Here is a 26673-nt window from a genome sequence, read left to right as displayed (position 1 = left end):
CGCGGGCTCAGCCTTCTTCGAGGAAGCGCGAGCGCACCTCCAGCACCTCGGGCAGATGATCCAGAAACAGGGCCACCAGGCGCGGCTCGAAATGGCGGCCGCTCTCGGACTTGAGCAGCTCCACCGCGCGCTCCACCGGCCAGGCCGGCTTGTAGGGGCGCACGCTGGTCAGCGCGTCGAACACATCGGCGATGGCGACGATGCGCGCCTCCACCGGAATCTGCTCGCCGGCCAGCCCGCGCGGATAGCCGCTGCCATCCCATTTTTCATGGTGGGCCAGCGCGATGCGGCGCGCCATCTGCAGCAGGCTGGAGGGGTCCTCGCCGAGGATCTCGGCGCCGATCTCGGGATGGCGGCTCATGATGGCCCACTCCTGCTCGTCCAGCTTGCCGGGCTTTTGCAGGATGGCGTCCGGGATGCCCAGCTTGCCCACGTCGTGCATGGGCGCGGCGTGCAGGATCTCGTCGGCCGCCGCCTCGCCGAAGCCGGCGGCGCGCGCCAGGATCTGCGCGTAGTGGCTCATGCGCACCACGTGCCAGCCGGTCTCGTTGTCCTTGTACTCGGCGGCGCGGCCTAGCCGGCGCACGATCTGCAGCCGCGTCTCGCGCAGCTCCTCGGCATGCACCAGCGACAGGTGGGTGCGCACGCGCGCACGCACGATGGGCGGGCTGACCGGCTTGGTGATGTAGTCCACCGCGCCGGCGGCGAAGCCCTCGGTTTCGTCCTGCGTGTCGGCCAGCGCGGTGACGAAGATCACCGGGATCGCGCGCGTCGCCGCCTGCCCCTTGAGCCGGCGGCAGACCTCCAGCCCGGACAGCGCCGGCATCATCACGTCCAGCAGGATGAGCTGCGGCTGCTCGGCCTGCGCCAGCTCCAGCGCGCGCGCACCGTCGCGCGCGAACAGCAGCCGGTAGTCCTGCTGCAGGATCTGGCGCAGCACCTGCAGGTTGACGGGTTCGTCGTCCACCAGCAGCAGCTTGGGACGCGGATCTTGCGGGAAGGTCATGCTTGCTCCGGGCGGTGCCGCAGGGGCTGCAGCGCGCGCAGCGCGCCGTCGAAATCGAACTGGTCCAGCGCCTCGTCCAGCGCCGCGCGCTGCTCCTGCGCGAGCTGGCGGCGCAGCACGGCCAGCGCCGCGTCGTCGAGTTCGCCGTGGCGCAGCGCCGCGGCGAGGCGCTCCAGCGCATCCTGCAGCGCCAGCCCGGCCTCGGTGCCGCCGGCCGGCGGGGGCGCCGCCACGGCCGGCGTGGGGGGCAGGTCTTGCTGCGCCGCGATCAGCGCCAGGGCCTGGGCCAGCGCCTCGCGCAGCGCGCGCACCGCCTCGTCCAGCGCCGTGCCCACGGTCCTGTCGCGGAACAGGTCCTCCGCCTGCTGCGCGGCGCGTGCCAGGCGCGGCAGCGCCAGGCTGCCGGCCACGCCGCGCCAGCGGTGCACCAGCGCGCGCGCCTCCAGCCAGTCCTGGCGCTCGACCAGGCCCTGCAGGCGCTCGCCACCCTGGCCCTGCTCCTGCGCGAAGCGGCGTAGCGCGCGCTGCCAGGCGTCGGCGCTGCCCCACAGCTGCAGGCCCTGCAGCGTGTCCAGCGCCTCTTCGTCGGGCAGGGGCTCGGGGCTGGGCGGTGCGGGCGTGCTCAGCGGCTCCAGGCCCAGCACGCGCGCCATCTCCGCGCGCAGCCGCGCCGCCTCCACCGGCTTGACCGCGAAGCCGTCCATGCCGGCGGCGCGCGAGGCTTGGCGGTCTTCCTCCAGCACGCTGGCGGTGAGCGCGATGATGGGGGTGCGCGCACGGCCATGGCTGAGCTCGAAGGCGCGGATGCGCCGCGTCGCCTCCAGTCCGTCCAGGCGCGGCATGTGCACGTCCATCAGCACCAGGTCGTAGCGGTCGGCCGGCGCCTGCGTCAGCGCGCTGATGGCCTGCAGCCCGTCGGCCGCCAGGCTGACCTGGTGGCCGTCACGGCTCAGCAGCAGCTGCAGCAGTTCGCTGTTTTGTTCGACGTCGTCGGCCACCAGGATGCGCAGCGGCGGCAGCCCCGGGCCGGCCTCGGCGGCCTCGGCGCGCACCGGCTGGCCTTCGCGCAGCGGCAGCCAGACATGGAAGCGGCTGCCTTCGCCCTGCGCGCTTTCGACGGTGATGCGGCCGCCCATGCGCTCGGCGAGCTGGCGCGCGATGGTGGTGCCCAGCCCGGTGCCGCCGAAGCGGCGCGTGGTGGATGCGTCGGCCTGCGCGAAGGCGTCGAAGATGCGCTCCAGCCGGTCCGGCGCGATGCCGATGCCGGTGTCGATCACGCTGAGCTGGACCTGGCCGCCGTCGTAGCGCATGCGCAGCGTCACCGCGCCGCGCTCGGTGAACTTGATCGCGTTGCCGACCAGGTTGACGAGGATCTGCTGCAGCCGCAGCGCGTCGCCGACGAAGTACTGCGGCAGGTCGGCCGGATAGTCCAGGTTCAGCGCCAGGCCCTTGCGCTGGGCGCCCAGGCGCAGCGAGGCCAGGGTCTGCTGGCACAGCGCGCGCAGCGAGAAGTCCGCCTGCTCCAGCTCCACCGCGCCTTTCTCCAGCTTGGCCGTGTCCAGGATGTCGTTGAGCAAGCCCAGCAGCGAACGCGCCGAGCTGCGCACCGTGCCCAGGTGCTTGCGCTGGGTCTCGCTCAGCGTGGTGTCCAGCAGCAGCTCGGTGAAGCCCAGGATGGCGTTCATCGGCGTGCGGATCTCGTGGCTCATGTTGGCGAGGAAGGCGCTCTTGGCCTCGGCGGCGGCCTCGGCGCGCTGCTTGGACAGCTCCAGCGCCTGCTGCATCTGCTTGGCGCCGGTGATGTCCAGGATCACGCCGTCCACCCAGCACAGCGCGCCCTGCGCGTCGCGCACGCCGCGGCCGCTCTCGGACACCCAGCGCTGCAGGCCGTCGCGCCGGCGCAGCCGGTATTCGACGGTGTAAGGCTGGTCGGCCGCGAGGCGCTCGCGGATCTGCGCCAGCACGCCGGGCGCGTCCTCGGGATGCATCAGGTCGAACAGCTGCACCTGGCCGTCCAGCACCTCGCGCGCGGTCCAGCCGGTGAGGTCCGCCACGGCCTCGCCGATCACCACCTTGGTCCATTGCGCGTCCAGCCGGCCGCGGAAGCTCACGCCCGGGCTGTTGGCCATCAGGTCGCGGTACTGCTGCTCGCTGTCGCGCAGCGCCTGCTCCATGCGCTGGCGCTCGCTGATGTCGCTGACGAAGGCGATGAAGCTGGTCTCGCCCTGGAAGTCCATGCGGCCGATCGCCAGCCGTATCGGCAGCGGGTGGCCGTCGCGGTGCTGGCCGACGACGTCGCGGCCGACGCCGATGATGCGCGTCGCGCCGGTGCTCAGGTGGGTGGCGAGATAGCCGTCGTGCTGCTTGCCGTCGTGCGCGGGCATCAGCATGTTGACGTTGCGCCCCAGCACCTCGGCGGCGCGCCAGCCGAACAGCTGTTCGGCCGCGCGGTTGAAGGACTGGATGAGGCCGCGGCTGTCGATCGTGATGATGCCGTCCACCGCGGTATCCACCATGGCCTGCATGCGCAGCTGGCCGCTGAGCAGGTCGCGGTTGAGGCGGCGGTAGCGCAGCAGGCCGTTGGCGCCGGCGACCAGCGCGCCCACCGACAGCGCCACCAGCGCGATGCCCAGCGCCAGCGCGCCATGCCCGGCCCAGGCGTCCTCGCAGGGCAGCTCGGGCCGGCCGACGAAGCGGGCCGCGCCCATCGCCGTGTAGTGCATGCCGGAGATCGCGCCGCCCATCACCAGCCCGGCGAGCAGCGCCGAGTGCCAGCCGCCGAGGCGGCCCTTGAGCCCGAAGCGTATCCACAGCGCCAGCATGGCCAGCAGCACCGCCACCGCGATGGAGACGGCGAACCACAGCGGGTCGTAGCGCAGCTGCGGCGCCATGGTCATGGCCGCCATGCCGGTGTAGTGCATGGTGCCGATGCCCGCGCCCACCAGCACGCCGCCGCCGATCCAGCTCCAGCGCGAGAGCTGGTGGCGTGCCAGCTGCGTCAGCGCCACCCAGGACGCGGCGACGGCCGGCAGCAGCGAGGCCAGCGTGATGCCGGTGTCGTAGCTGACATCGGCGCAGAGCCGGAAGGCCAGCATGCCGATGAAATGCATGGACCAGATGCCGCAGCCCATGGCGGCGGCGCCGCTGAGCAGCGAGAGCTGGCGCAGGCGCGGGTGGCGCTCGCGCCGGGCGCTGCCGGCCAACTGCAGCGCCATCACCGAGGTCGCCGTGGCGACCAGCACCGACAGCAGGACCAGCCAGGGAGAATGGCTGCCGATCAGCAGCAGCGCGGGGCTGCCGTCGGGCCACAGGAAGAAATCGGACCAGGAAAAATGCGGGGCAGGCACGGGCAAGGGGGGAGGGACCGGGCAGCCGCTATGGTGCCGGTGATTCACGGCGCGCGCTGTGGCAATTGCACGGCTTCCGCCGCTCATTCACCGGCTTAGGCGGCCTAAAGCCACGCGCGGCGCCAAAAAGAAGGCCCGGCGGGTGCCGGGCCTTGCCATGCGGGCCTGTCCGCGTGCGGACGGCGGCGGGCGATCAGAACGCGGGCACGACGGCGCCCTTGTACTGGGTCTCGATGAAGCGCTTGACCTCGGGGCTCTGCAGCGCCGCGGCCAGCTTCTTCAGCGCCGGGCTGTTCTGGTTGTCGGCGCGCGCCACCAGCCAGTTGGCATAGGGCGATTCGCGGCCTTCCAGGGCCAGCGCGTCGCGCTGCGGGTTGAGCTTGGCTTCCAGCGCGTAGTTGGTGTTGATCAGCGCCAGGTCCACCTGGGGCAGGATGCGCGGCAGCGTCGCGGCCTCGATCTCGCGGAACTTCAGCTTCTTGGGGTTGGCGCTGATGTCCTTGGTGGTGGCCAGGATGTTGCTCTTGTCCTTCAGCTGGATCAGGCCGGCCTGGTCCAGCAGCAGCAGCGCGCGGCCGGCGTTGGTCGGGTCGTTGGGCAGCGCGACGACGCCGCCCTCGGGCAGCTGGTCCAGCTTCTTGTGCTTGGCGGAATAGGCGCCGAAGGGCTCCACATGCACCGCGACCACCGCCACCAGGCCCGTGCCCTTGCCCTTGTTGAACTCGGTCAGGTAGGGCTTGTGCTGGAAGAAGTTGGCGTCCAGGCGCTTTTCGGCCACCTGCACATTGGGCTGGACGTAGTCGGTGAAGACCTTGACCTCCAGCTCCACGCCCTGCTTGGCCAGCGGCGCCTTCAGCTGGTTCAGGATCTCGGCGTGCGGCACCGCGGTGGCGGCGACGCTGAGCTTCTCGGCGCGGGCGGCGCCGGTCAGGGCCAGCGCGGCGATGGCGACGGCGGCGAGCAGTTTCTTCATCGGGAACTCCTTGTGAATGACAGGCAAAAGGAAAGCGGTTTCAGCGATGGCTGACGCGGCGCACCAGCCAGTCGCCCAGCATCTGCAGGGCCTGGACCAGCAGCAGCAGCAGGCCCACGGTGACCACCATCACCTCGGTCTGGAAGCGCTGGTAGCCGAAGCGGATGGCCAGATCGCCCAGGCCGCCGCCGCCGATCACGCCGGACATGGCGGTGTAGGACACCAGGGTGATCGCGGTGACGGTGAGCCCGGACAGGATGCCCGGCAGCGCCTCGGGCAGCAGGGCCTGCAGCACGATCTGGCGCGGCGTCGCGCCCATCGCCAGGCCGGCCTCGACGATGCCGCGCTCCACGCCGCGCAGCGCGGTCTCCACCAGGCGGGCGAAGAAGGGCGTGGCGCCCACCACCAGCGGCGGGATCGCCCCCGCGACGCCCAGCGAGGTGCCGGTGATCAGCAGGGTGAGCGGGATCATCACGATCAGCAGGATCACGAAGGGCAGCGAGCGCAGCACGTTGACCACCAGCGACAGCAGCCCGTACAGGCGCGGCGAATCCAGCAGCTGGCCGCGGTCCAGCAGGAAGAGCAGCACGCCCAGCGGCAGCCCCAGCACGGCGGTGAAGAGCAGCGAGCCACCCAGCATCAGCAAGGTGTCGGCGCCGGCCCAGCCGATCTCGGCCCAGTCCATCGCGGCGAGCAGCGTCATCATGCGCGCAGCTCCTGCACGTCGACGCCGCGTTCGGCCAGCAGCGCGCGCGCCGCAGGCAGGTCGCCGGCGCTCACCGCGATGTCCAGCTGGCCATAGGGCTGGCGCTTGATGCGACCGATGCGGCCGTTGAGGATGCCGAAGTCCAGCTGGGTGCGCCGCGCCACCTCGCCCAGCAGCGGGGCATAGGTGCTGTCGCCGAGGAAGCTCAGGCGCCAGATCGCGCCGGCCACGTGGGCGAAGTCCTCGCGCTGGGCCTGCTCGTCCAGATGCTCGGCGGCGAGCACGAAGCGGCGCGCGGTTTCCGAGCGCGGGTGCAGAAAGACCTCGCTGACCGGCCCCTGCTCGACGATGCGCCCGCCCTCCAGCACCGCGACGCGGTCGCAGACCTGGCGCACCACCTCCATCTCGTGGGTGATGAGCACGATGGTCAGCCCCAGTTCTTCGTTGAGCTCGGCCAGCAGCGCGAGGATGGCGCGCGTGGTCTCGGGGTCCAGCGCGCTGGTGGCCTCGTCGCACAGCAGCACGCGCGGCTCCAGCGCCAGCGCGCGGGCGATGCCCACGCGCTGCTTCTGGCCGCCCGACAGCTGGGCCGGGTATTTGTGCGCCTGGTCGGCCAGGCCCACGCGGGCCAGCAGCTGGGCCACGCGCGGCGCGATGCGCGCGCTGTCCCAGCCGGCGATGCGCAGCGGCCAGGCCACGTTGTCGGCCACGCTGCGCGAGCTCAGCAGGTTGAAGTGCTGGAAGATCATCGCGATGCGCTGGCGCGCGGCGCGCAGACCCGGCGCGTCCAGCCGCGTCAGCGCCTGGCCGTCGACCTGGACCTCGCCCTGGTCGGGGCGCTCGAGCAGGTTGATCACGCGCAGCAGCGTGCTCTTGCCCGCGCCCGACGCGCCGACGATGCCGTAGACCTCGCCCGGCGCCACCTCCAGCGAGAGGTCCTGCAGCGCCGTGACGCGGCGCGCGCCCTGGCCGTAATGCTTGTGGATGTGTTCGAGACGGATCACGCGGGGAGTCGTTGTTCTTGTCGTCGGAGCCGCGCCGTGGCGGCGCATGGGAGCCGGAATCCTAGTGGAAACCCGAGGGCTCCCTAGAATTCGTTCGTAATAAGCAAATTCCGCCGCGGGAGCGGCGGACGGCGGGCTCAGCCGCGCAGCTGCGGCGCGGCGACCAGCTCGCGCATCAGCTCGGAGAAGCTGTGGCGCAGCGCGCCTTCGTTGGCCAGGCGTATGCGTTCGTTGGGGTCCAGCATCGCATCCGACCAGGGCGTCACGTGGTGCAGCCGCATCTGGCGCTGGTAGACCAGCTGCCCGCTGGCGCGCTCCACCAGCCGGTATTCCACATAGACCGTCACGTTGGCGTCCAGCACCGAGATCCAGGGCTGGGCCTGGCCCAGCACCTTCAGGCGCAGCTCGTAGCGGCCGCCGTCGGGCTGCAGCGACATCAGGCCGGTGCCGCGCAGCAGCTCGTCCAGCGCGACGCGCAGCGCCTCGTTGCCCAGGCGCGAGCCCCAGTAGCGCGCGGTGGGCACGCCGCCCTCGACCGTGCCCAGCACGACCTGGCCGCGCAGCGATTCGGGCAGCCAGCCGCGCAGCTGCATGCGTTCGATCTCGGCCAGCCGCATGCCGTCCGGCTCGGCCGGCGTGCCGCAGCCCGCCAGCAGCGTGGCGGCCAGCAGCGCGAACAGCGCGGCGCGGCGGCGCGGGGGCGGGACGGGCAGGGAGCGCATGCTGCGCACTGTAGGCCCGCCATCGCGGTGCGATGCGCGGAAATGCGGGCGGGAAGCGGCGGTGTTCGGCGCCCGCCCGGGCCGCACAATGCGCGCCATCCCATCCTTGTGCTTGCCATGAGCGCCACGCCCACCCTGCGCGAAGCCCGTCCGGCCGACCTGGCCCCGCTGGCCGAACTGTTCGACCTCTATCGACAGTTCTACGAGCGCGCGCCCGACCGCGCGGCCGCGCTGGCTTTCATCGGCGAGCGGCTGCAGCGGCGCGATTCGCAGCTGCTGGTGGCCGAGGCCGGGGGCCGGCTGCTGGGCTTCTGCCAGCTCTATCCGCTGTTCTGCTCGCTGGAGGCGCGGCCCATCTACAGCCTCTACGACCTCTTTGTCGCCCCGGCTGCGCGCCAGCAGGGCGTGGGCCGCGCGCTGCTGCTGGCGGCGGAGGCGACGGCGCGCGCCCAGGGCAAGGTGCGCATGGACCTGACCACGGCCAAGACCAACCACGCGGCGCAGTCGCTGTACGAGTCGCTGGGCTGGGTGCGCGACGAGGTCTTCCTCACCTACACGCGCCGCGTCGCGGGCTGACCGGCCACGGGTCGCGGCGCTAGGATAGATCCGTCATCACGCCACAAGGCAAGGGAAGGAGCCCCACATGGAAACCCATGAGATACACCGTGGCCGTCTGATCGACCACCTGCAGCTGGTGGTCGCCGACCTGGAGGCCAGCCGCGAGTTCTACACCGCGGTGCTGGCCGCGCTGGAGATCCCGATGGGCGGCGAGGCCGAGGACTATTTCTGGGCCGACGAGCTTTTCGTCTCCAGCTCCGACAGCGCGGCCGCGCAGGGGCGGCTGACCGGCCGCGTGCACCTGGCCTTCCAGGCCCGCGACGCGGCCATGGTGCAGGCCTTTTACCGCGCCGCGCTGGCCCATGGCGGCAAGGACAACGGCGCGCCCGGCGAGCGCCCCTACCACCCGGGTTACTACGCCGCCTTCGTGCTGGACCCGGATGGCAACAACATCGAGGCCGTCTTCCACGGCCCGGCGCAGCGCAGCGCGGACTCGGTCAAGGTGAGCTTCTAGGCGGGCGCGGCCCCGCCCGGCGAGGGCTCAGACCCCGCCGAGGCGGAAGGTGCCGACGACCTGGCTCAGGCGCGCGGCCTGGTCCTTCAGACTGTCGGCGGCGGCCGCGGATTCCTCCACCAGCGCCGCGTTCTGCTGGGTCATCTGGTCCAGCTGGGACACGGCCTGGTTGATCTCGACGATGCCGCGGCTCTGCTCGGTGGCGCCGCTGCTGATCTCGCCGATGGTGTCGCTGACGCCGCGCACGCTGGCGAGGATCTCGTCCATGGTGCGGCCCGCCTCGGCGACCAGCTGCGCGCCCTCGTCGACGCGCGCCATGCTGCCGCCGATCAGGGTCTTGATCTCCTTGGCCGCCTCGGCCGAGCGCTGCGCCAGGCTGCGCACCTCGCCGGCCACGACCGCGAAGCCGCGGCCCTGCTCGCCGGCGCGCGCGGCTTCCACCGCGGCGTTCAGCGCCAGGATGTTGGTCTGGAAGGCGATGCCGTCGATCACGCCGATGATGTCGCCGATCTTGCGCGAGCTGGCGCTGATCTCGTCCATGGTGCGGACCACCCGACCGACGACGGCGCCGCCGCGCTGGGCCACCTCGGCCGAGTTGCCGGCGTGTGCGCTGGCGGAGCCGGCGGACGCGGCGCTGCGGTGCACGGTCTCGGTCAGGTGCTCCATCGCGGAGGCGGTCTCCTCCAGGTTGGAGGCGGTCTGCTCGGTGCGCGCGCTGAGGTCCTGGGCGCCCATCGCGATTTCACGCGACGCGGTGGCGATGGACTCGGCCGAGCTGCGCACGTCGCGCATCACATGCTCGATCTGGCCGACGAACTGGTTGAAGGCGTGCGCGATGTCGGTCAGCTCGTCCTCGCCCTGTTCGTCCAGGCGCTGGGTCAGGTCGCCGCCGCCGGCCGAACCGATCTGCTCCATCGCGTTGCGCACGCTGACCAGGCGGCCCAGCAGGCGCCGCACCAGCCAGGTCGACACCGCGACCGCGCCCAGCACCACCAGCACCAGCGCGATGCCGGCATTGCGCAGCAGCTCGCTCAGCGACGCGAGCGCCTCGCCACGGTCGGCGGCGCTGATCAGCAGCCAGTCCGTGCCCTGGATGGGCGCGCTCTTGACGAACACCTGCTGCGCGCCGACGCGCAGCTCGGTCAGCGTCGCGGCGGCCTGGCCCAGCACCGCGGCGCTGAGCTCGGGCGACAGCTCGGCCAGCGGCTTGAGCGTGTACTTGGGATCGGGGTGGGCGATGATGCGCCCCTCGCGGTCCGCCAGCAGCGCGAAGCCGCTGGGCGTGGGCCGGATCTTGTTGAGCCGCTCCACCACCTCGTCCAGCGGCACGTCGGAGCCGACCACGCCGCGCACCTCGTCGCCCTGGCGCACCGCGGTGGCGAAGGTCACGACCAGCTTCTGCGTGGAGGTCGCGATGTAGGGCGCGGTCAGCACCGGCTCGCGGGCCGCGGCGGCGGCCTTGTACCAGGGGCGCACGGTGGGGTCGTAGTCGGCCGCGCGCGGACGCGCCGGTATCGACACCATGCGCTTGTCCGCGGTGCCCATGTAGGCCATGTCCAGCACGCCGGAGGTCTGGGCCTGCTGCAGCGCGGGATTCGGGTCGGCCTGGTCCAGCACCGGGCCCAGCGCGCGCACCACGTTCTTCTGCGTGCGCACCCAGGCGGCGATCGCGGCGGCCTGGGTGTCGCCGGCGTCGGCGAGCTGCTGCGCCACGTCCCGCATCACCGTGTTGCGCACGGTGCGGTAGCTGGTCACGGTGGCCAGCGCGATCGCGGCGATGACGATGCCGGCGGAGGCCGCCGTGAGGCGTGCCTTGATGGACTTCAACATGGGAACCCTGAAATTTGGAGAGCGCGCAGTGTCGCCTTGGCGACGGCGCTATGCGCACCAATACACAGGGTTTACCCGTATCTTTTCACGGCTTGCGGCGGATCAAAACGCGCCGTTGACGCCGTCCGGCCCGGCGGGGTGGCTCAGAAGCGCCGATGCTCCAGCGCCGGCAGCTGGCGACGCACCTGGGCCAGGCGCTGCAGATCCAGCTCGGCCAGCGCCAGGCCTTCGCCCTCGGGCAGGCAGGCCAGCACCTCGCCCCAGGGGTCGACCACCAGGCTGTGGCCCCAGGTGCGGCGGCCGTTCTCGTGGCGGCCGCCCTGGGCGGCGGCGATCACATAGGCCTGGTTCTCCACCGCGCGGGCGCGCAGCAGCAGCTCCCAGTGGGCCTGGCCGGTGGTGTGGGTGAAGGCGGCCGGCACGCTGATCAGGTCCAGCGGCGCCAGCCCGGGTGTGAAGCTCATCTGGCGGTAGAGCTCGGGAAAGCGCAGGTCGTAGCAGACCGACAGGCCCAGCTGCAGCGTCTGTCCGCCGGGCGCCACCGCCAGGCGCACCGGCGCGTCGCCGGCCTCCAGCACGCGACCCTCGTCGTAGTGCTCGCGTCCGTTGTCGTAGCGGAACAGGTGCAGCTTGTCGTAGCGGCCGGCGATCCGGCCGTCCGGCGCGTACACCTGGCAGCTGTTGCGCACGCGCGCCGGGTCGGCGCAGCGCATGGGCTGGGTGCCGGCGATGATCCACAGGCCCAGTTCGCGCGCCGCGGCCTGCATCGCCGCCTGGATGGGGCCCTGACCGGGCGCCTCGGCGAACTGCAGCTTGGCTTCGTCACCATGGCCCATCAGGCAGAAGTACTCGGGCAGCGCCACCAGGCTGGCGCCCTGGGCGGCGGCCTCGTTCATCCAGTGGCGGGCGCGGGCGAGGTTGGTGGCCAGGTCGGGTCCGGAGACCATCTGGATGGCGGCGATCTTGGTCATGGCTGGCGCGCCTCCTGCACGGTGTCGGTGGGGGAATGCGCCTCGGCCTGGCCGGCGCGGCGCTGCAGCTGCTCCACCTTGGGTTCGGACCAGCTGCCGGTGATGCGGAATTCCTCGGTGCCGGCCGCCGCGAGCGGCTTGCGCAGCAGCCACTGGGCGACGAAGGTGCCCAGCCCGATCGCGGGGTTGATCGCCGCATAGGCCAGCGCGGCGCCGCCGGCGTTGATCTCAGGCACGACCAGCACATGCAGGTCCTGGGTCTCGCGCGCGAGGTCGGCCTGGCCTTCCATCAGCACCACCGCCTGCAGCCCGCGCATCTTCAGGTTGTCGCTGTGCGCCACGCCCTGCGCGATGCGGATGTCGCCGGCGAAGCCGTCGAAGGCAAAGCCCTGCGAGAACAGGTCGCGGAAGTCCAGCACCAGGCGGCGCGGCAGCGACTGCAGGCTCAGCACGCCCAGCAGCCGGCCGACGCCGGGCTCGGCCTTGAGGAACTGCCCGGCGTCGATCTGCAGGTTGAGCGCGCCGTTCATGCTCGCGTAGTCGGGCGACAGCGGTGAGCCGCTCCAGTCCAGCTTGCCGGCCAGCACGCCCTTGCCGTTGCGCAAGACCTGACCCTGGCCCAGGCGCTCCAGCAGCTTGCCGGCGTCGGCCACCTCCATGCGCCAGTCCAGCTCGGTGCGGCGCGCGCCCTGGCCGGCCGCCGGGGCCCACTGGCCGGTGGCGCTCAGCGTGGCGTCGGGGTTTTTCAGCTGCAGCTTGGAGAGCCGCCATTCGCGAGCCTCGGCCTGCTGCTGCGCCTGCACCTCCAGCCGGCCCAGGCGCAGCCCGCGCAGCTCGAAGTCGTCGATCACGATGTCCAGCGTGGGCACCGAGCGCGGGTGCTGGTCCATCAACTGGTCCAGGTCGTCGGCGTCGCTGCGCGGCACGGCCAGCCGCGCCATGCGCGCGTACACCCGCCCCGGGTTGCCGGGTCGTCCCGGGCGCAGCTCGGCGTAGCCGCTGAGCTGCTCGGCATCCAGCGACGCGCGCCAGGTGCTGCCTTCGCGCGAAAGACCGGCCACCAGCTTGTTGAGCGTGCGCCCGCCCAGCTGCAGCGCCTGCGCGCGCAGGTTGAGCTGGCCGGGGACATAGGGGTTGTCCTGCTCCAGCCCCGGGCCGGCGGGGCCCAGGCGCTGGGCCAGCTGCTGCCAGGCGTCCAGGTTCAGCGTGCCCAGCTGCGCGCGCGCGATGACGCCCTGGGCGGGCAGGTCGGGCAGCTTGTCCAGCAGCGCCAGCGCGCCGCGCAGCACGCGCGGCTCGGCGCCTTCGGGCAGCTCGCGCTGGTACTGCGCCTGCAGCAGCGTGCCCAGCTCCACGCGCAGCTCCTCGCGCGGCGTGCCGTTGGGCGCGGGCAGCGCGCGCACCGCGATGCGCAGCGGCAGGCTGTCGTCGGCGGGCTTGCGCAGCGGCGCCGGCAGGTCCAGCGCCAGGCCCTGCAGGCTGCTGCTGATGCTCAGCTCGGTCTGCTGCTTCAGCACGGCCAGCTCCAGGCGCATGGGCGTCTGTCCGCTCATCTGCTGGGCCAGGCGCTGGGTCAGCCCCAGCTCGGGCGCGCCGCGCAGGCCTTCGGCGCTGACCTGGCCCTGGGCGCTGAAACGCAGGCTGCCGTCGGGATGGCTGGCGCCCTCGATGCTGATGTCGCCGCCCAGCGCGCGCGCCTGGCCACCGCGCAGCTGCACGCTTTTCTGGTCGAACTCGATGCGGCCACGCGCCTGGGTCAGCAGCGGCGTGGTCGGCGTGATGCGCAGCTCGTTGCCGGCGAGCTGGACCTGGCCCTTCAACGCGCTCTGCTCCGGATGGTTGAGCGGCAGCTTGAGGGCCAGCTTGAGCGCCGCCGGGCCGCTGCCGCTGGCCTGGGCCAGCGCATGGCCGGTGTACTCGCCCACCGGCGAGCTGCGGATGAAGCGCAACAGGTCGGCCAGCGGCGCGCGGCCCTGGCCCTCGATCTCCAGCACCGGATGGTCCGAGCCCATGTCGGGGATGGCGCCCCGCACGCCGTTCAGCTCCACGCCCATCAGCCGCGCGCGCCCGTTGCGGATGCTCATGCCGGCGCGCTCGAAGACCAGCTCGGCCTGCACCTGCTCCATCTCCGGCCAGGGCGATTGGTAAGCCGGCCGCCCCCAGGCCTCGGGATGGCTGGGCACATAGGCCAGGGTCACGTCCTGCGCCAGGGTGCTGATGCGGAAGACGCCCTTCTGGCCCTGCGGGCCCGGCTTGTCGAAGGGGAAGTCCTGCAGATCGCCGCTGACGCGCATCTGCACCTTGTGCGCGGTGCCGCCGCGCACCGCGTGGCGCACATAGTGGCGGGCGTCGAAACCCACGCCCAGCGGCAGGTAGTCGACCACGCGGGTGGCGCGCACCTCGTCCAGGCGGCCGCTGAGCTCCAGCCGGCCCAGCGCGCGCTCGGTGGCGCGCCACTGCAGTTCCAGCTCGCCGCGCAGGTCGGCATTGGCCACCTGGATCTGCGGCAGGCGCAGCTCCAGCAGGCGTGGCACGCCGTTGGGCTGCGGCTGCAGCTTCCATTCCAGCGCGGCGCGCAGCTGGTCCAGCGGCAGCTGCGGGTCCTCGAACACGCCGGGGAAGGCGAAGTGGCCCTGCTGGATGCGCAGCGCGGCATGGCCGCCCTGCTCGTTGGCGTCGAACTGCAGCTGCGCGCCGGACAGGCCGGGGCGGCCCACCGGCGCATGCGCGCCCGGGCCGGCCGCGCCCTCGGCGGCCGCCTCGGCGCGCACCGACAGGCCCTCCAGCAGGCCCTTGGCGCTGTAGCGCCGTGGCGCCGCCAGCGGCCCATCCCAGGCGAAGCGCACGGCCTTGAGCCGGCCGGTCGGCGCCATGTCCTTGATCAGCTCGCGCTGCGCCTGGGCCAGCGGCAGCCGCTCCATGATCTGCGCCGCCAGCGCGAGGTCCAGCTGCTGCGCGTCGATCTCGCCGCCGGTGACGGAGGTGGTGTCGCCGCGCGCATGGTTGAGGCGGAAGGACCAGTCCGAATGGGGCCAGTCCATGCCGTCCTCGCCGGTGAAGCCCAGCTGGCGGGCCTGGACGCTGAAGTGCTGGGCCTCGCGCTGCAGCGACAGCCGGCCGCCGATGCGGCTCAGGCGCAGCTCGGGCAGGTCGGGCGCGACGCGCAGGCGCACCGAGCGCAGGCCCATGTCCAGTGTCAGCCCGCTGGGCCGGCCCTGGTCCAGGTCCAGCCAGGCGCGCAGCGCGCCGTCGCCTTCGCGCAGCTCGAAGGGCAGGTCCACGTAGCGGCGCAGCTCGCGCACGTCGGTGCGCGGCAGGTCGGCGAAGAGCTGGCCGCTCCAGTGCTGCACCGCGCCGGGGCGCTTGAGCAGCGACTGCGTGAAGCGCCCGCGCAGGCTGAAGCGCTGGCCCCAGGCGGCGCCCGGGGTGGCGTCCAGACGCAGCTCGTGGCGGCGCAGCCCGTTGCGCACCACCAGGTTCAGCGCGCCCAGCTCCAGCGTCGGCGCCTGGCGCTGCTCGTCCTGCCAGCGCACGCGGCCGTCGACGATGATGAATTCATGCTGCTGGAAGAACCAGTCGGCGGCCTGCTCGGTGGCCTCGGCGTCGCCGCCACCTTCCATGCTGAGCCCGCCTATCGTGATGCGGCCCTGGGCGTCGCGGCGCAGCAGCAGCTCGGGGCGCTCCAGCAGCAGTTGGGCAAAGCGCAACTCCAACGCCGGCAGCGAACTCAGCGACAGCCGCGCGCTGATGCGCGGCAGGCGCAGCGCCTCGCGGCCGCGCGGGTCGATCAGGCGCACGTCCTGCAGGTCCAGCGCCGGCACCAGGCCGCCGCCCTGGGTGCCGATGCGGCCGATGCGGACCTTGACCCCAAGCGCCTTGGAGGCTTGTTGTTCCAGCGCCGGACGCCAGTCGTCGATGTGCGGCAGAATCGCCCAGTGCAAGGCCAGTCCGGCCGCCAGCAGCAGGGCCAGTGCGACCAGCACCAGCCCCAGGGCCCAGCGTCCGCAACGCCAGAGCGCGGAGCCCGTGCCGCTCAGGACGGGACGGATATGGGCTGACCAGGACATGTCGAGGGAATGAGACGGAGCGCGGCGTATCGATGAGCCAGAACAACAGAACAAGAGAAGTCTTGGCCACTGAGCGCCTGCCCCAGATCGCCACCCCGTCCCGGTGACGGGGAATCTAGCACAGCCACGCCCTCCCATGAGCCACGGAGACAAGTCTTTACCCCCGCCCGCGCGGGCCGATCACAGCCGTTTTGTGCAGCGCATCCGGCGCCGCTACGCCGAGGAGCTGGCGCTGCTGCCGCCGGGTCTGCCGGACCGCGACACGATGGCTGCCACCGTGGCCGCGCTGCAGCAGCGCGGCCGTGCGCTGGCCAGCGCGCTGCGCGTGATGCGCCAGCTGGTGCTGGAGCGGCTGGCGGTGCTGGACATCGAGGCCGGTACCGCGATGGCCGACATCTGCCGTGCCATGACCCACCTGGCCGAAATCAGCCTGGACCTGGCCGTGACCCAGGGCCGCGCCGAGCTGGACGCGCAGTACGGCGCGCCGCTGGACGCGGCCGGCGAGGTCATCGAGTTCTGGGTCGTGGGCATGGGCAAGCTGGGCGGGCGCGAGCTCAACGTCTCGTCCGACATCGATCTGATTTATGTGTACGACGAGGACGGCCAGACCGCCGGCCCGCAGACCATCACCGCGCACGAATACTTCGCCCAGCTGGCGCGCAAGCTCTACGCGCTGATCGGCGAGGTCACCGAGGACGGCCAGGTGTTCCGCGTCGACCTGGCGTTGCGCCCCAATGGCAATTCGGGGCCCTCGGTGGTCAGCCTGTCCATGCTGGAGGAGTACTTCTTCGTCCAGGGCCGCGAATGGGAGCGCTTCGCGTGGCTGAAGAGCCGCGTGGTCGCGCCGCTGGCCAGCGTGCAGGGCGCCAAGGTGCAGGCGCTGCGTTCGCTGGTCACGCCCTTCGTCTACCGCCGCTACCTGGACTACGGCGTCTTCGAGGGCCTGCGCCAGCTGCACCGCAAGATCCGCGACGAGGCGCAGAAGCGCGCCGCCGGCCGCCCCGAGCGTGCCAATGACGTCAAGCTCTCGCGCGGCGGCATCCGCGAGATCGAGTTCATCGTCCAGCTGCTGCAGGTGGTGCGCGGCGGGCAGTTCCCGGAGATCCGCACCCGCTCCACGCTGAAGGCGCTGAACCGCGTGGCGGCACGCGGGCTGATGAAGCCCGAGACCGCGCAGAAGCTGGCCGAGGGCTACGACTTCCTGCGCCGTGTCGAACACCGCATCCAGTACCTGGACGACCAGCAGACCCACTGCCTGCCCTCGGCGGACGAGGACCTGGGCTGGATCGCGCGCAGCCTGGGCCTGGTCTGCCGCGAGGAAACCTGCGAACTGCTGGAGCGGCTCTGCGAGGTGCGCGAACTGGTCGCCACCGAGTTCGATGCGCTGCTGCACGACGGTGCGGCGCCGTCCGGCGGCGGCTGCAAGGGCTGCGGCGGCCCGCCGCTGCCGGTGGATGCCGAGGACTTCCTCGCCCGGCTGCCCGAGGAACTGGCGCAAAGCGTGCGTCGCTGGGCCCAACAGCCGCGCGTGCAGAACCTGCGCGAGGAATCGCGCCTGCGCCTGGCCAAGCTGGTCGGGCGCGCGGCGCTGGCCGTGAAGCAGGGCGAGTGCGGCCTGGACGCCGCGCTGCGCTTCGTCGACTGGCTGGAGCCGCTGCTGCGCCGTGAAAGCTATCTGGCGCTGCTGGTCGAGCGCCCCGCGGTGCAGCAGCGCCTGCTGCGCCTGCTGGGGCTGGCGCGCTGGCCCATGCGCTACCTGATGCAGCATCCCGGCGTGATCGACGAGCTGGCCGACGTGCGCCTGCTGCAGCAGCGCTTCGACGGCGCGGCCTTCATCGCCGAGCTGCAGGCGCGCCACGACGCCTGGGCCGAACATGGCGAGGCCGACGAGGAAGCGCTGCTGGACAGCGTGCGCCGCGCCCACCATGCCGAGGTCTTCCGCACCCTCGTGCGCGACGTCGAGGGCAGCATCACGGTGGAGGAAGTGGCCGACGAGCTGTCCCTGCTTGCCGATGCCACGCTGCAATGCGTGATCCGCTGGGCCTGGCAGCGCCTCAAGCAGCGCCACCGCGAACAGCCGCGCTTTGGCGTCATCGCCTACGGCAAGCTGGGCGGCAAGGAGCTGGGCTATGGCGGCGACCTGGACGTGGTCTTCTTGTTCGACGACGAGGACGAGAACGCGCCCGAGATCTATGCCGCCTTCGTGCGCAAGCTGATCACCTGGCTGACACTGCGCACCTCGGCCGGCGAACTGTTCGACATCGACACCGCGCTGCGCCCGAATGGCAACTCGGGGCTGCTGGTGACTTCGATGAACTCCTTCGAGAACTACCAGAGCGGCCGCGGCAGCAACACCGCGTGGACCTGGGAGCACCAGGCGATCACGCGGGCGCGCTTCTGCGCCGGCGACGCGGCACTGGCGCCGCGCTTCGAGGCCGTGCGCCGCGCCGTGCTGACCGCGCCGCGCGACGCCGACGCGCTGCGCCGCGAGGTCCAGGCGATGCGCGAGAAGGTGCGCCAGGCGCGGCCGGTGCGCGCCGGACTGTTCGACGTCAAGCACAGCCCCGGCGGCATGATGGACGCCGAGTTCGTTCTGCAGTTCCTCATCCTGGCGCATTCGCACGCCCACCCCGAGCTGCTGGACAACGCCGGCAACATCGCGCTGCTGCAGCGCGCCGAGGCGGCGGGCCTGCTGCCCGAGGGCGTGGGCCACGCGGCGGCGGATGCCTACCGCGAGCTGCGCCGCTTCCAGCACCGCGCGCGGCTGGACGAGCAGTCGACCGCGCTGGACGAGGCCGCCGCCGCCCCGCTGGCGGCGCATCGCGACGCCGTGCTGGCGCTGTGGCGGGCCGTCTTCAGCCCTGAATGACGCGGCGACCGGCCTGGGAACTGCTGGCGGCGTTGCTGGCCCTGGGCGCGCTGGCGACCTGGTGGCTGCCCGAGTCCGCGCAGCAGGCGCTGGAATGGCGCCCCGCGCTGGCGGCCGAGCAGCCCTGGCGCGCCTGGAGCGCGGCCTGGCGCCACTGGAGCCTGCAGCACCTGCTGGCCAACCTGGCCGGCTGCGCGGTGCTGGCCTGGCTGGGCCGCCGCGCCGGGCTGGGGGGACGCGCCGCGCTGGCCTGGCTGGCCGCGTGGCCGCTGACCCAGGCGGCGCTGGTGCTCGCCCCGGCGCTGCAGCGCTTCGGCGGGCTGTCGGGCGTGCTGCATGCCGGCGTCGCGGTGGCCGCGCTGGAACTGCTGGCGCGGCCGGGCCGCCCGCGCGTGGTGGGGCTGGGCCTGGTGGCCGGGCTTGCCCTCAAGCTGGCGCTGGAGCGTGGCTGGGCCGCGCCCTGGCTGCGCGAGGCGCCCGGCTGGGACATCGCGGTGGCGCCGCTGGCCCACCTGAGCGGGGCCGTCGCGGGCGCCGCCTGCACGCTGATCCTGATGCTCGTCGGCGCGTGGCTCGCGCCGCGCGGGCGACGCCGCCACGGCGCTTCACTTTCGTCACCACCATGAGCACCACCTCTTCCCCCGACCCCCTGGCGGACGCCGTGCCGGCGCCGCCGCAGCGCAAGTCCCAGCTCGACGGGCTGGCCGTGCTGCTGCTGCTGGCCTGCTGCGTGATGTGGGGGCTGAACCAGGTCGCCGCCAAGGCGGCGCTGAGCGAGATCGGGCCGCTGTGGCAGGCCGCGCTGCGCTCCGGTGTGGCGGCGCTGCTGGTCTGGGGCTGGAGCCTGGCGCGCGGCATCGCGCTGTTCACGCGCGACGGCAGCCTGCCGGGCGGGCTGCTCGCCGGCGCGCTGTTCGCCGCCGAGTTCGCCTGCATCTTCCTGGGCCTGCAGTACACGACGGCCTCGCGCATGGTGGTCTTCCTCTACCTGGCGCCCTTTGTCGTGGCGCTGGGCATGCCCCTGATCGCGCCCAGCGAGCGCCTGGGGCTGCGCCGCAGCCTGGGCCTGTTGCTGGCCTTCGGCGCGGTGGCCTTCGCCTTCGGCGAGGGGCTCACCGCCACCGGCGAGCTGCCGCGCCAATGGCTGGGCGACCTGCTGGGCCTGTGCGCGGCGCTGCTGTGGGCCGGCACCACGCTGGCGATCCGCGCGACGCGGCTGTCGCAGGCCAGCGCGGAGAAGACGCTGCTCTACCAGCTGGCGGTCTCCACCGTGGCGCTGTCGCTGGGCGCGCTGGCGACCGGCGAGGCGTTGCCGCTGGCCTGGTCGGCGCGGCTGTGGGGCCTGTTCGGCTTCCAGGCGGTGATCGTCACCTTCGCCAGCTATCTGGTCTGGTTCTGGCTGGTGCGCCACTACCCGGCCACGCGCCTGTCCAGCTTCACGCTCAGCACGCCGCTGTTCGGGCTGCTGGCCGGCGCGCTGCTGCTGGGCGAGCCCATCACGCCGCGGCTGATGCTGGCGCTGGGCGGGCTGGCCGCCGGCATCCTGCTCGTCAACCGCTGAGCGCCCAAAGGTCGCCAAGCGGACGGACAAACGCCGCTTCCCGCCCCTAGACTGGGCTTTTCACCAGGAGACAAACCCATGATCACGCTCTGTGGCTTTTCGCTGTCGAACTACTACAACAAGGTCAAGCTGGCGCTGCTGGAGAAGGGCATCCCCTTCCAGGAAGAGGTGGTGATGACCAAGAGCAAGGACGAGGCGGTGCTGGCCTGCTCGCCGCTGGGCAAGATCCCCTTCATCCGCACCGAGCAGGGCTCGCTGTGCGAGAGCCAGGTCATCCTGGACTACCTGGAGGCCACCCACCCCGCGCAGCCGCTGCTGCCCGCCGATCCCTTCGCCGCGGCCAAGCTGCGCGAGCTGATCACCTTCATCGACCTGCACCTGGAGCTGGTGGCCCGCGAGCTGTACGCGGAGGCCTTCTTCGGCGGCACGGTCAGCGAGAGCAAGAAGGACTGGGTGCGCCAGCAGCTGAACAAGAACATCCCCGCCTTCAAGCGCCTGGCGCGCTTCGCCCCCTACGTCGGCGGCGAGCAGTTCACCATGGCCGACTGCTCGGCCTACGCCAGCCTGCCGCTGATCGGCGCGGCGACCAAGAACGTGCTGGGCGAGGACCTGCTGGCCGCGCACGGGCTGGACTGGAAGACGTATGTCAAGCTGATCGGCGAGCGTCCGGCGGCGCAGAAGGTCGCGGCCGACCGCAAGGCCGACACCGAGCGGCTCGCCGCGCTCAAGGCCGGCGGGTCTCCGGCCTGAGGCCATCCCGGGCCGGCTCAAACCCGCGCCCGGCGCGGCCCGGGCCATGTCGTTTTTCTTCAAGACGGCGGGCCCGGGGCGGGCGCAGCATGCGCGCATGACTGCAACCGAACCTGCCTATTCCCTGGAGCGCGACGGCTTCGTGCTCGCGCGGCTGGACGACGCGGTGCGCGCCGCGCAGGGCAACAGCCTGTGGTACCTGACCTTCGGGCTGGCCTGCTGCGCGGTGGAGATGATGCATGCCGCCGCGGCGCGCTACGACATGGAGCGCTTCAGCATGATCCCGCGCGCCAGCCCGCGCCAGGCCGACCTGATGTTCGTCTCGGGCACGCTGACCAACAAGATGGCGCCGGCGCTGCGCAAGGTCTATGACCAGATGGCCGAGCCGCGCTATGTGATCTCCATGGGCTCCTGCGCCAATGGTGGCGGCTACTACCACTACAGTTATTCGGTGGTGCGCGGCTGCGACCGCATCATTCCGGTGGACGTCTACGTGCCTGGCTGCCCGCCCACCGCCGAGGCGCTGATCTACGGCATCCTGCAACTGCAGCGCCGCATCCGCGAATCCCGCGCGACGCTGTCGCGCTGAAGCTCCAGGCCCGTCCCCGACCCGACCACCGTCCGCGCCATGTCCGCCTCGCCCGCCGCCGCGCTGTGGATGCCCGACGCCGAACTGGCGCCCTGCCTGCGCGCCGGCGTGATGCGCGACACCCGCGCGCTGGGCGAGCTGCCGCTGGCGCAGCGCATCAACCGCTTCCCTGCCCATCCCTATTGCGGCATCACCTGGCTGCTCGAAGGCGATGGGGTGCTGACGCGCTGCGGTGGCCAGGACTGCCAGCGGCGCCTGCCGCGGGTCTTCCTCAGCGGCCCGCAGCGCCATCCGGTGCAGTCGCTGAACCTGGGGCCGCTGCATTCCTTCTTCCTGGTCTTCCAGCCCGCCGGCCTGGCGCGCCTGTTCGGGCTGGAGCCCGAGCACTACCGCGACCGGCATGTGGCGCTGGACGAGGTGCCCGAGCTGGCCCGCGCGTTGCAGCCGCTGCACGAGCGCATCCTCGCCGCGCCCGACGATGCGGCACGCTGGCGCGCCAGCCTGGACTGGCTGCGGCCCCTGTGGCGCGAGCGCTGCGCCGGCGAGCCCGACCGCCTGGGCACGGTGCTGGCGGGCATCGGGCAGCTGGGCGTGCGCGCGGCGGCGGCGTGGATGGGCTGGTCCGAGCGTCATCTGCAGCGCCGCGGCCGCGCGCTGACCGGGCTGCGTCCGGCCGAGCTGCGCCGCCTGCAGCGCGCCGAGACCGCGGTGCGCGCGGCGCTGCTGGCCGAGCAGGCCGGCGGCTGGGCCGGCGTGGCCGCCCAGCACGGCTATGCCGACCAGGCCCATCTGGGCCGCGAGGTCAAGGCCATCGCCGGCCACAGCCCCGACGCGCTGCGCCGCGCGGTGCACAGCGACGACGCCAGCTGGTGGGTCTACCGCCTGGACGAGTGAGGCGGCGCGGCCGCGTCAGTCGGGCTGCCGGCGCGGCCCGCGGCGCCACACCAGCAGGCAGCCCAGGCTCACGGTGAGCAGCGCGAAGCCCGGTGCTCCCAGTGCGCCCACCCGGTCCACCAGCAGGCCGCCGACGATGGCGCCGCTGGCGATGGCGATCTGGAAGGCCGCCACCAGCAGCCCGCCGGCGCCCTCGGCCTGGTCCGGCGCGGCGCGCACGGTCCAGGTCTGGAAGCCCACCGGAAAAGCGCCGAAGGCAAAGCCCCACAGCACCACCGACGCGGCGGCCGCCACGGGCCAGTGGCCGGCGAACAGAATCGTCGCCGCCAGCAGCGCGATCAGCGCGCTGCCACCGACGATGGCCAGGCGCTCGCTGCGCTGCGCCAGCCAGCCGCCGACGAAGTTACCGAAAAAGCCCGCGACGCCATAGCCCAGCAGCACCGCCGAGATGCTCGCGACCGGCAGCCGCGTGACCTGCTCCAGCAGCGGCCGCACATAGGTGAAGCCGGCGAAGTGGCCGGGGATGATCAGCAGCACCGCCAGCATCGCGGTGCGCACGCCGGGCCGCTTCAGCAGCGCGCCCAGCACGCGCAGGTCGGCCTTCTCGCGCGGGGGCAGCGGCGGCAGGGTGGCGAACTGGAAGGCCAGCGTGACCAGGCTCAGCCCGCCGGCGGCGACGAAGGCGCTGCGCCAACCCCAGAGCCCGCCCATCCAGGCACCCAGCGGCGCGGCGCAGACCGTGGCGACCGACACGCCGGTGAGGATCACCGACATCGCCCGCGCGAACAGGGTCGCTGGCACCAGGCGCAGGGTCAGCGCGCCCGACATGGACCAGAAGCCGCCCAGCGCCACGCCCAGCATCACCCGCGACACCAGCAGCGGGGTCAGGCTTTGCGCCAGCACCGCGAGCAGGTTGGACAGCACCAGCAGCAGCGTCAGCGCCAGCATCACCCGGCGGCGGTCCAGGCGCTGCGTCAGCAGCGGCAGCGTCGGCGCGGCGAGGGCACCGACCAGCGCGGTGACGGTGACGGTCTGCCCGGCGGCGCCGTCGGAAACGCCCAGGTCCGCGGCCATGGTGGTCAGCAGGCTGGCGGGCAGGAACTCGGCGGTGACCAGGCCGAACACGCCCAGCGTCAGCGCGACGACGGCAGGCCAGTGCGCGTGCTCGGCGGCCGGCGGGGCCGCGGTGGGGCTGGAGAGGGCGGAGGGGGCCGGGGCCGCAGCGGCCGGGCCGTCGGGGCGGCAGACGGAAGACACCTTGGGTTGTTCCTGAGACGGTGGAAGGAGCGCGCAGCTTAGGGATAGGATCCCGGCGTTTCCATGCCGGAAAAGCCGCAATGCTTGCTCATTCGTCCAATGAACCGCAGATCGCCCTGGAAGAGGCCGAGGCCACGCGTGACAGCCTGACGCAGATCCTGCTCGGGCTGCGCCTGGAGGGCGTGGCCTACGACCGCTGCGTGCTGCACGGCCCCTGGGCGATCGGCTTTCCGGCGCAGGCGGCGGCGCGCTTTCTCTTCGTCGCGCGCGGCACGGCCTGGCTGCAGTCGCCCGGTTCGGCGTGGATGCGCCTGGAGGCCGGCGACGCGCTGCTGCTGCCGCATGGCGGGGCCCATGTGCTGGCCAGCGACCCCGAGGTGCCGCCGGTGGCGCTGGACGCGCTGGAGCGCACGCCGGTGACCGAGACCATCACGCTGGTGCGCTGCGAGGGCCGGGTGCGCTGTACCGCGCCGCGGGCCGGCGCGGCGGCGCCGCCCGACGTGGTCTTCTGCGGCAGCATGCGCTTCAACCTGGACCCGCTGCATCCGCTGATGGCGCTGATGCCCGAGCGCATGCACGCGGGCGCGCTGGCGCAGCGCGACCCCACGGTGCCGGTGCTGCTGGAGGCGATGGAGCGCGAGGTGGCGCTGGACCGCATCGGGTTCTGCGGCATCCTGGCGCGGCTGGCCGACGTGCTGGCGGCCAGCGTGATCCGTGCCTGGGTGGAATGCGGCTGCAGCGACGCCAGCGGCTGGATCGCCGCGCTGCGCTGCCCGCGCCTGGGCCAGGTGGTCGCCGCCATCCACCGCGAGCCCGCGCGCGACTGGCGCGTGGCCCAGCTGGCGGCGCTGATGGGCGCGTCGCGCTCGCGCTTCGCCGACGCCTTCACGCGCACGCTGGGCGAGAGTCCGGCGCGCTATGTCGCCAAGGTGCGGATGTCCGAGGCGCGGCGCTGGATCGCCCAGGAGGGCATGCGGGTCGCCGTCGCGGCGCACCGCCTGGGCTACGATTCCGAGGCGGCCTTCAGCCGCGCCTTCAAGCGCATCGTCGGCCAGCCGCCCAGCGCGTTGCGGCTCAGGCCGGACGGCCGCTGAAGGCGGCCGCCCCCGCCGCCCATCCCCTTGCGCGGTCGCGAGACCCGCCACTTCAGGACGCCGCCATGGCCGCAAAAACTGTCCAGGGACTGCTCGAAGACATCCGTCTGCTGTCCGAAGAACATCACGCCGTGGTGGTGGCCGCGCGCGCCCTGGTGCACCAGACCCTGGGCGCCGTCGACGAGGAACTCAAGTACGGCGGTCTGCTGTTCTCGGCCGGTGGCGTCCAGCTCGGCGGCGTGTTCGCGTACAAGCAGCATGTGTCGTTCGAATTCAGCCATGGCGCGGCCATCGCCGATCCCCATGGCCATCTCGAAGGGGCCGGCAAGGGGCGCCGCCACCTCAAGCTGCGGGGGCTTCAGGACCTCCGGGACAAGCAGCTTGCGGCCTACCTGGTGCTGGCGCTGCGGGCCGCCGAGGCGGCGGCCTGAGACAGAGGCCGCCCGCCGCCGGAGCGCTCAGGCCTGCGCCGCGTGCGGATCGGTCACGCGCGGCCAGTAGTCGAGATCGCGCCGCTGGTAGGGGATCGCGGCGAAGTCCGGCGTGATGGCGCCGGGCGTCGCGGCATAGAGCACGGCGCGGGCGATGGGCGCGAAGTCGGCATGGAAGTGCTGGGTGGACTTCACCACCACCAGCTTCTTGTCGCCCAGCGTGAGGCCGATGCCGGTGAAAGCGTCCGTGCCCAGGACCTGCCCGCGCACCGAGGACAGCAGCAGGTGCAGGCCGTTGGCGGCCTCCACCCAGACGCAGCGCCCCATGGGCACGCGGCCGGTGACGCCGGGAATGCCCTGCGAGTGGTTCTGCACGATGTTGCGCACGGTCACGCGCAGGTCGACCGGATCACCCGAGGCGGGGCTGCATTTGCCGCCCACGCGCAGATCGACCTCGGCGCCGACACCCGCGTCGTGGCAGATCTGGATCGCGCCCAGGTCCCAGAACGCGCCGATCACCACCTGAGGGATGCGGCGCTCCAGCACGCGACGCAGCACGAAGGTGCTGTCGCTGGGCGCGCCGCCACCGGGGTTGTCGGCCACGTCGGCCAGCACCACCGGGCCGCCGTCCACCGCCATCGCGCGGTCCAGCGCCTGGTCCAGCGGCAGCGAGTTGTCGCCGGTCTTGTGGCGCAGGTTCCAGAACTCCCGCCCCAGCTGCTCGGCCAGGGCCTGCGCCTTGTCGGCATCGTGGTCGGTGATGACCCAGAGCTTGGCCCCGGACTCCGGCACGTCGCCCCACGGGAAGCCGTGGCCCAGCGAGATGGACAGCACGCCCTCGCGCCCCTCCAGCGACTGCATGCGCTGCACGAAGCCCTTCATCGGCTCGCGCGTGGTGTGCCACAGCCCCACCATCTTGCAGTCGAACACGGCGGTGGTTGGCCGCACGCGGCCATGCGCCATCGCGACGAGCAGGTGGTAGAGCTCGCGCGCGCGCTCCTCGCCATCGATGTGCGGGTACTCCTTGAAGGCGATGATCAGGTCGGCCGAGCGGCGCATCAGCTCGGTGAAATGGCAGTGCAGGTCCAGCTCCATGCCGATCGGCACGCCGGGACCGACGATCTCGCGCACCCGTGCCGCGAGGTCGCCCTCGCAGTCGTCATAGCCCTCCGCCACCATCGCGCCGTGCAGCACCAGCATCACCGCCTGCACCGGCAGCGCGGCGCGCAGGTCTTCCAGCAGGCGGTCGCGCAGCGTCTCGTAGACCGCGCGCACGGTGCGGCCCAGCGGCTGCGCGAAGCAGCACAGGCTTTCCACCATCTCGTGCCCGTCGGCCTCGATCATGTCGCGCGCGAAGCGCAGCAGCGCGCCCGCGCCGTCGGCCGCCACGCGGCTCGCGTCGCCCCGGTAGATCCCGAATTCCTCGAACGCGCCCCAGCCGGTGGGCGCATAGGCGAAAGTGTTGGTCTCGGTGGCCAGTTGTGCCACGAATATCTTCATGCCGTTCTCCTTGATGCGGTGGGTCGTCAT

General features: G+C 72.4%; 21 protein-coding genes. 10 read left to right on the top strand and 11 right to left on the bottom strand.

Annotated elements, in window-relative coordinates:
* Positions 1-7 precede the first annotated feature (7 nt).
* The 6 genes from LZ017_RS08320 to LZ017_RS08295 all read right to left on the bottom strand — a co-directional run bounded on the left by LZ017_RS08320 (position 8) and on the right by LZ017_RS08295 (position 7758).
* Complete coding sequence (locus LZ017_RS08320) at positions 8-1006, bottom strand: HD-GYP domain-containing protein (RefSeq protein ID WP_241396150.1); 999 nt, start codon at positions 1004-1006, stop codon at positions 8-10.
* On the bottom strand, positions 1003-4353 hold the full coding sequence (locus LZ017_RS08315) for an MHYT domain-containing protein (protein ID WP_241396614.1): 3351 nt from the start codon (positions 4351-4353) through the stop codon (positions 1003-1005). The genes LZ017_RS08320 and LZ017_RS08315 overlap by 4 nt, the downstream gene beginning before the upstream one ends.
* A 193-nt stretch (positions 4354-4546) precedes the next feature.
* Positions 4547-5326 (bottom strand): MetQ/NlpA family ABC transporter substrate-binding protein, encoded by a 780-nt coding sequence (locus LZ017_RS08310; protein WP_241396149.1) that lies wholly within the window; start codon positions 5324-5326, stop codon positions 4547-4549.
* 40 nt (positions 5327-5366) lie between these two features.
* Positions 5367-6032, bottom strand: coding sequence for a methionine ABC transporter permease (locus LZ017_RS08305; RefSeq protein WP_374109898.1), 666 nt, complete (start codon positions 6030-6032; stop codon positions 5367-5369).
* Positions 6029-7036 carry a methionine ABC transporter ATP-binding protein gene (locus tag LZ017_RS08300; RefSeq protein ID WP_241396148.1) on the bottom strand — a complete coding sequence of 336 codons (1008 nt, stop codon included), beginning with the start codon at positions 7034-7036 and terminating at the stop codon, positions 6029-6031. The genes LZ017_RS08305 and LZ017_RS08300 overlap by 4 nt, the downstream gene beginning before the upstream one ends.
* A gap of 137 nt (positions 7037-7173) precedes the next feature.
* Positions 7174-7758, bottom strand: coding sequence for a hypothetical protein (locus LZ017_RS08295; RefSeq protein ID WP_241396147.1), 585 nt, complete (start codon positions 7756-7758; stop codon positions 7174-7176).
* Between the two features lie 117 nt (positions 7759-7875).
* Between LZ017_RS08295 and LZ017_RS08290 the strand changes: the two genes are divergently transcribed.
* The gene (locus LZ017_RS08290) at positions 7876-8334 is read left to right on the top strand and encodes a GNAT family N-acetyltransferase (RefSeq protein ID WP_241396146.1); all 459 of its coding nucleotides are present in this window, start codon (positions 7876-7878) and stop codon (positions 8332-8334) included.
* Positions 8335-8401: 67 nt separating this feature from the next.
* Positions 8402-8830, top strand: a complete 429-nt coding sequence (locus tag LZ017_RS08285) for a VOC family protein (protein ID WP_241396145.1) — start codon at positions 8402-8404, stop codon at positions 8828-8830.
* 27 nt (positions 8831-8857) lie between these two features.
* Here LZ017_RS08285 and LZ017_RS22065 read toward each other — a convergent pair whose 3' ends face one another.
* The 3 genes from LZ017_RS22065 to LZ017_RS08265 all read right to left on the bottom strand — a co-directional run bounded on the left by LZ017_RS22065 (position 8858) and on the right by LZ017_RS08265 (position 15698).
* Positions 8858-10660, bottom strand: a complete 1803-nt coding sequence (locus tag LZ017_RS22065) for a methyl-accepting chemotaxis protein (protein ID WP_277604604.1) — start codon at positions 10658-10660, stop codon at positions 8858-8860.
* Positions 10661-10803: 143 nt separating this feature from the next.
* Positions 10804-11631: a carbon-nitrogen hydrolase family protein gene (locus LZ017_RS08270; protein ID WP_241396144.1), complete on the bottom strand. Its 828-nt coding sequence runs from the start codon at positions 11629-11631 to the stop codon at positions 10804-10806.
* Positions 11628-15698, bottom strand: coding sequence for a YhdP family protein (locus LZ017_RS08265; protein ID WP_241396143.1), 4071 nt, complete (start codon positions 15696-15698; stop codon positions 11628-11630). Before LZ017_RS08265 ends, LZ017_RS08270 begins: the two co-directional genes overlap by 4 nt.
* Positions 15699-15834: 136 nt before the next feature.
* Here LZ017_RS08265 and glnE point away from each other — a divergent pair, with 136 nt between their 5' ends.
* From glnE to LZ017_RS08235, 6 genes are all read left to right on the top strand, one after another.
* On the top strand, positions 15835-18567 hold the full coding sequence (glnE, locus tag LZ017_RS08260; protein WP_241396142.1) for a bifunctional [glutamate--ammonia ligase]-adenylyl-L-tyrosine phosphorylase/[glutamate--ammonia-ligase] adenylyltransferase: 2733 nt from the start codon (positions 15835-15837) through the stop codon (positions 18565-18567).
* Positions 18564-19193 carry a rhombosortase gene (gene rrtA, locus LZ017_RS08255; protein ID WP_241396141.1) on the top strand — a complete coding sequence of 210 codons (630 nt, stop codon included), beginning with the start codon at positions 18564-18566 and terminating at the stop codon, positions 19191-19193. Before glnE ends, rrtA begins: the two co-directional genes overlap by 4 nt.
* Positions 19190-20128 carry a DMT family transporter gene (locus tag LZ017_RS08250; RefSeq protein ID WP_241396140.1) on the top strand — a complete coding sequence of 313 codons (939 nt, stop codon included), beginning with the start codon at positions 19190-19192 and terminating at the stop codon, positions 20126-20128. Before rrtA ends, LZ017_RS08250 begins: the two co-directional genes overlap by 4 nt.
* Before the next feature lie 78 nt (positions 20129-20206).
* The gene (locus LZ017_RS08245) at positions 20207-20878 is read left to right on the top strand and encodes a glutathione S-transferase (protein WP_241396139.1); all 672 of its coding nucleotides are present in this window, start codon (positions 20207-20209) and stop codon (positions 20876-20878) included.
* A 97-nt stretch (positions 20879-20975) separates the two neighbouring features.
* Positions 20976-21467 (top strand): NADH-quinone oxidoreductase subunit B family protein, encoded by a 492-nt coding sequence (locus LZ017_RS08240; protein WP_241396138.1) that lies wholly within the window; start codon positions 20976-20978, stop codon positions 21465-21467.
* Positions 21468-21506: 39 nt separating this feature from the next.
* Positions 21507-22361, top strand: a complete 855-nt coding sequence (locus LZ017_RS08235) for an AraC family transcriptional regulator (protein WP_241396137.1) — start codon at positions 21507-21509, stop codon at positions 22359-22361.
* 15 nt (positions 22362-22376) lie between these two features.
* On the opposite strand, the gene LZ017_RS08230 is transcribed toward LZ017_RS08235, so the two are convergent.
* The gene (locus LZ017_RS08230) at positions 22377-23618 is read right to left on the bottom strand and encodes an MFS transporter (RefSeq protein WP_241396136.1); all 1242 of its coding nucleotides are present in this window, start codon (positions 23616-23618) and stop codon (positions 22377-22379) included.
* Between the two features lie 80 nt (positions 23619-23698).
* Between LZ017_RS08230 and LZ017_RS08225 the strand changes: the two genes are divergently transcribed.
* Positions 23699-24712: an AraC family transcriptional regulator gene (locus tag LZ017_RS08225; RefSeq protein ID WP_241396135.1), complete on the top strand. Its 1014-nt coding sequence runs from the start codon at positions 23699-23701 to the stop codon at positions 24710-24712.
* A 65-nt stretch (positions 24713-24777) separates the two neighbouring features.
* Positions 24778-25143: a DUF1801 domain-containing protein gene (locus LZ017_RS08220; protein WP_241396134.1), complete on the top strand. Its 366-nt coding sequence runs from the start codon at positions 24778-24780 to the stop codon at positions 25141-25143.
* Between the two features lie 27 nt (positions 25144-25170).
* On the opposite strand, the gene LZ017_RS08215 is transcribed toward LZ017_RS08220, so the two are convergent.
* Positions 25171-26643 carry a M81 family metallopeptidase gene (locus LZ017_RS08215; protein WP_241396133.1) on the bottom strand — a complete coding sequence of 491 codons (1473 nt, stop codon included), beginning with the start codon at positions 26641-26643 and terminating at the stop codon, positions 25171-25173.
* Positions 26644-26673 lie beyond the last annotated feature (30 nt).

It is taken from the genome of Pelomonas sp. CA6 (assembly GCF_022549225.1).
In the GTDB taxonomy this organism is placed as follows: domain Bacteria; phylum Pseudomonadota; class Gammaproteobacteria; order Burkholderiales; family Burkholderiaceae_C; genus Roseateles.
This window is presented reverse-complemented; position numbering and strand designations above follow the sequence as displayed.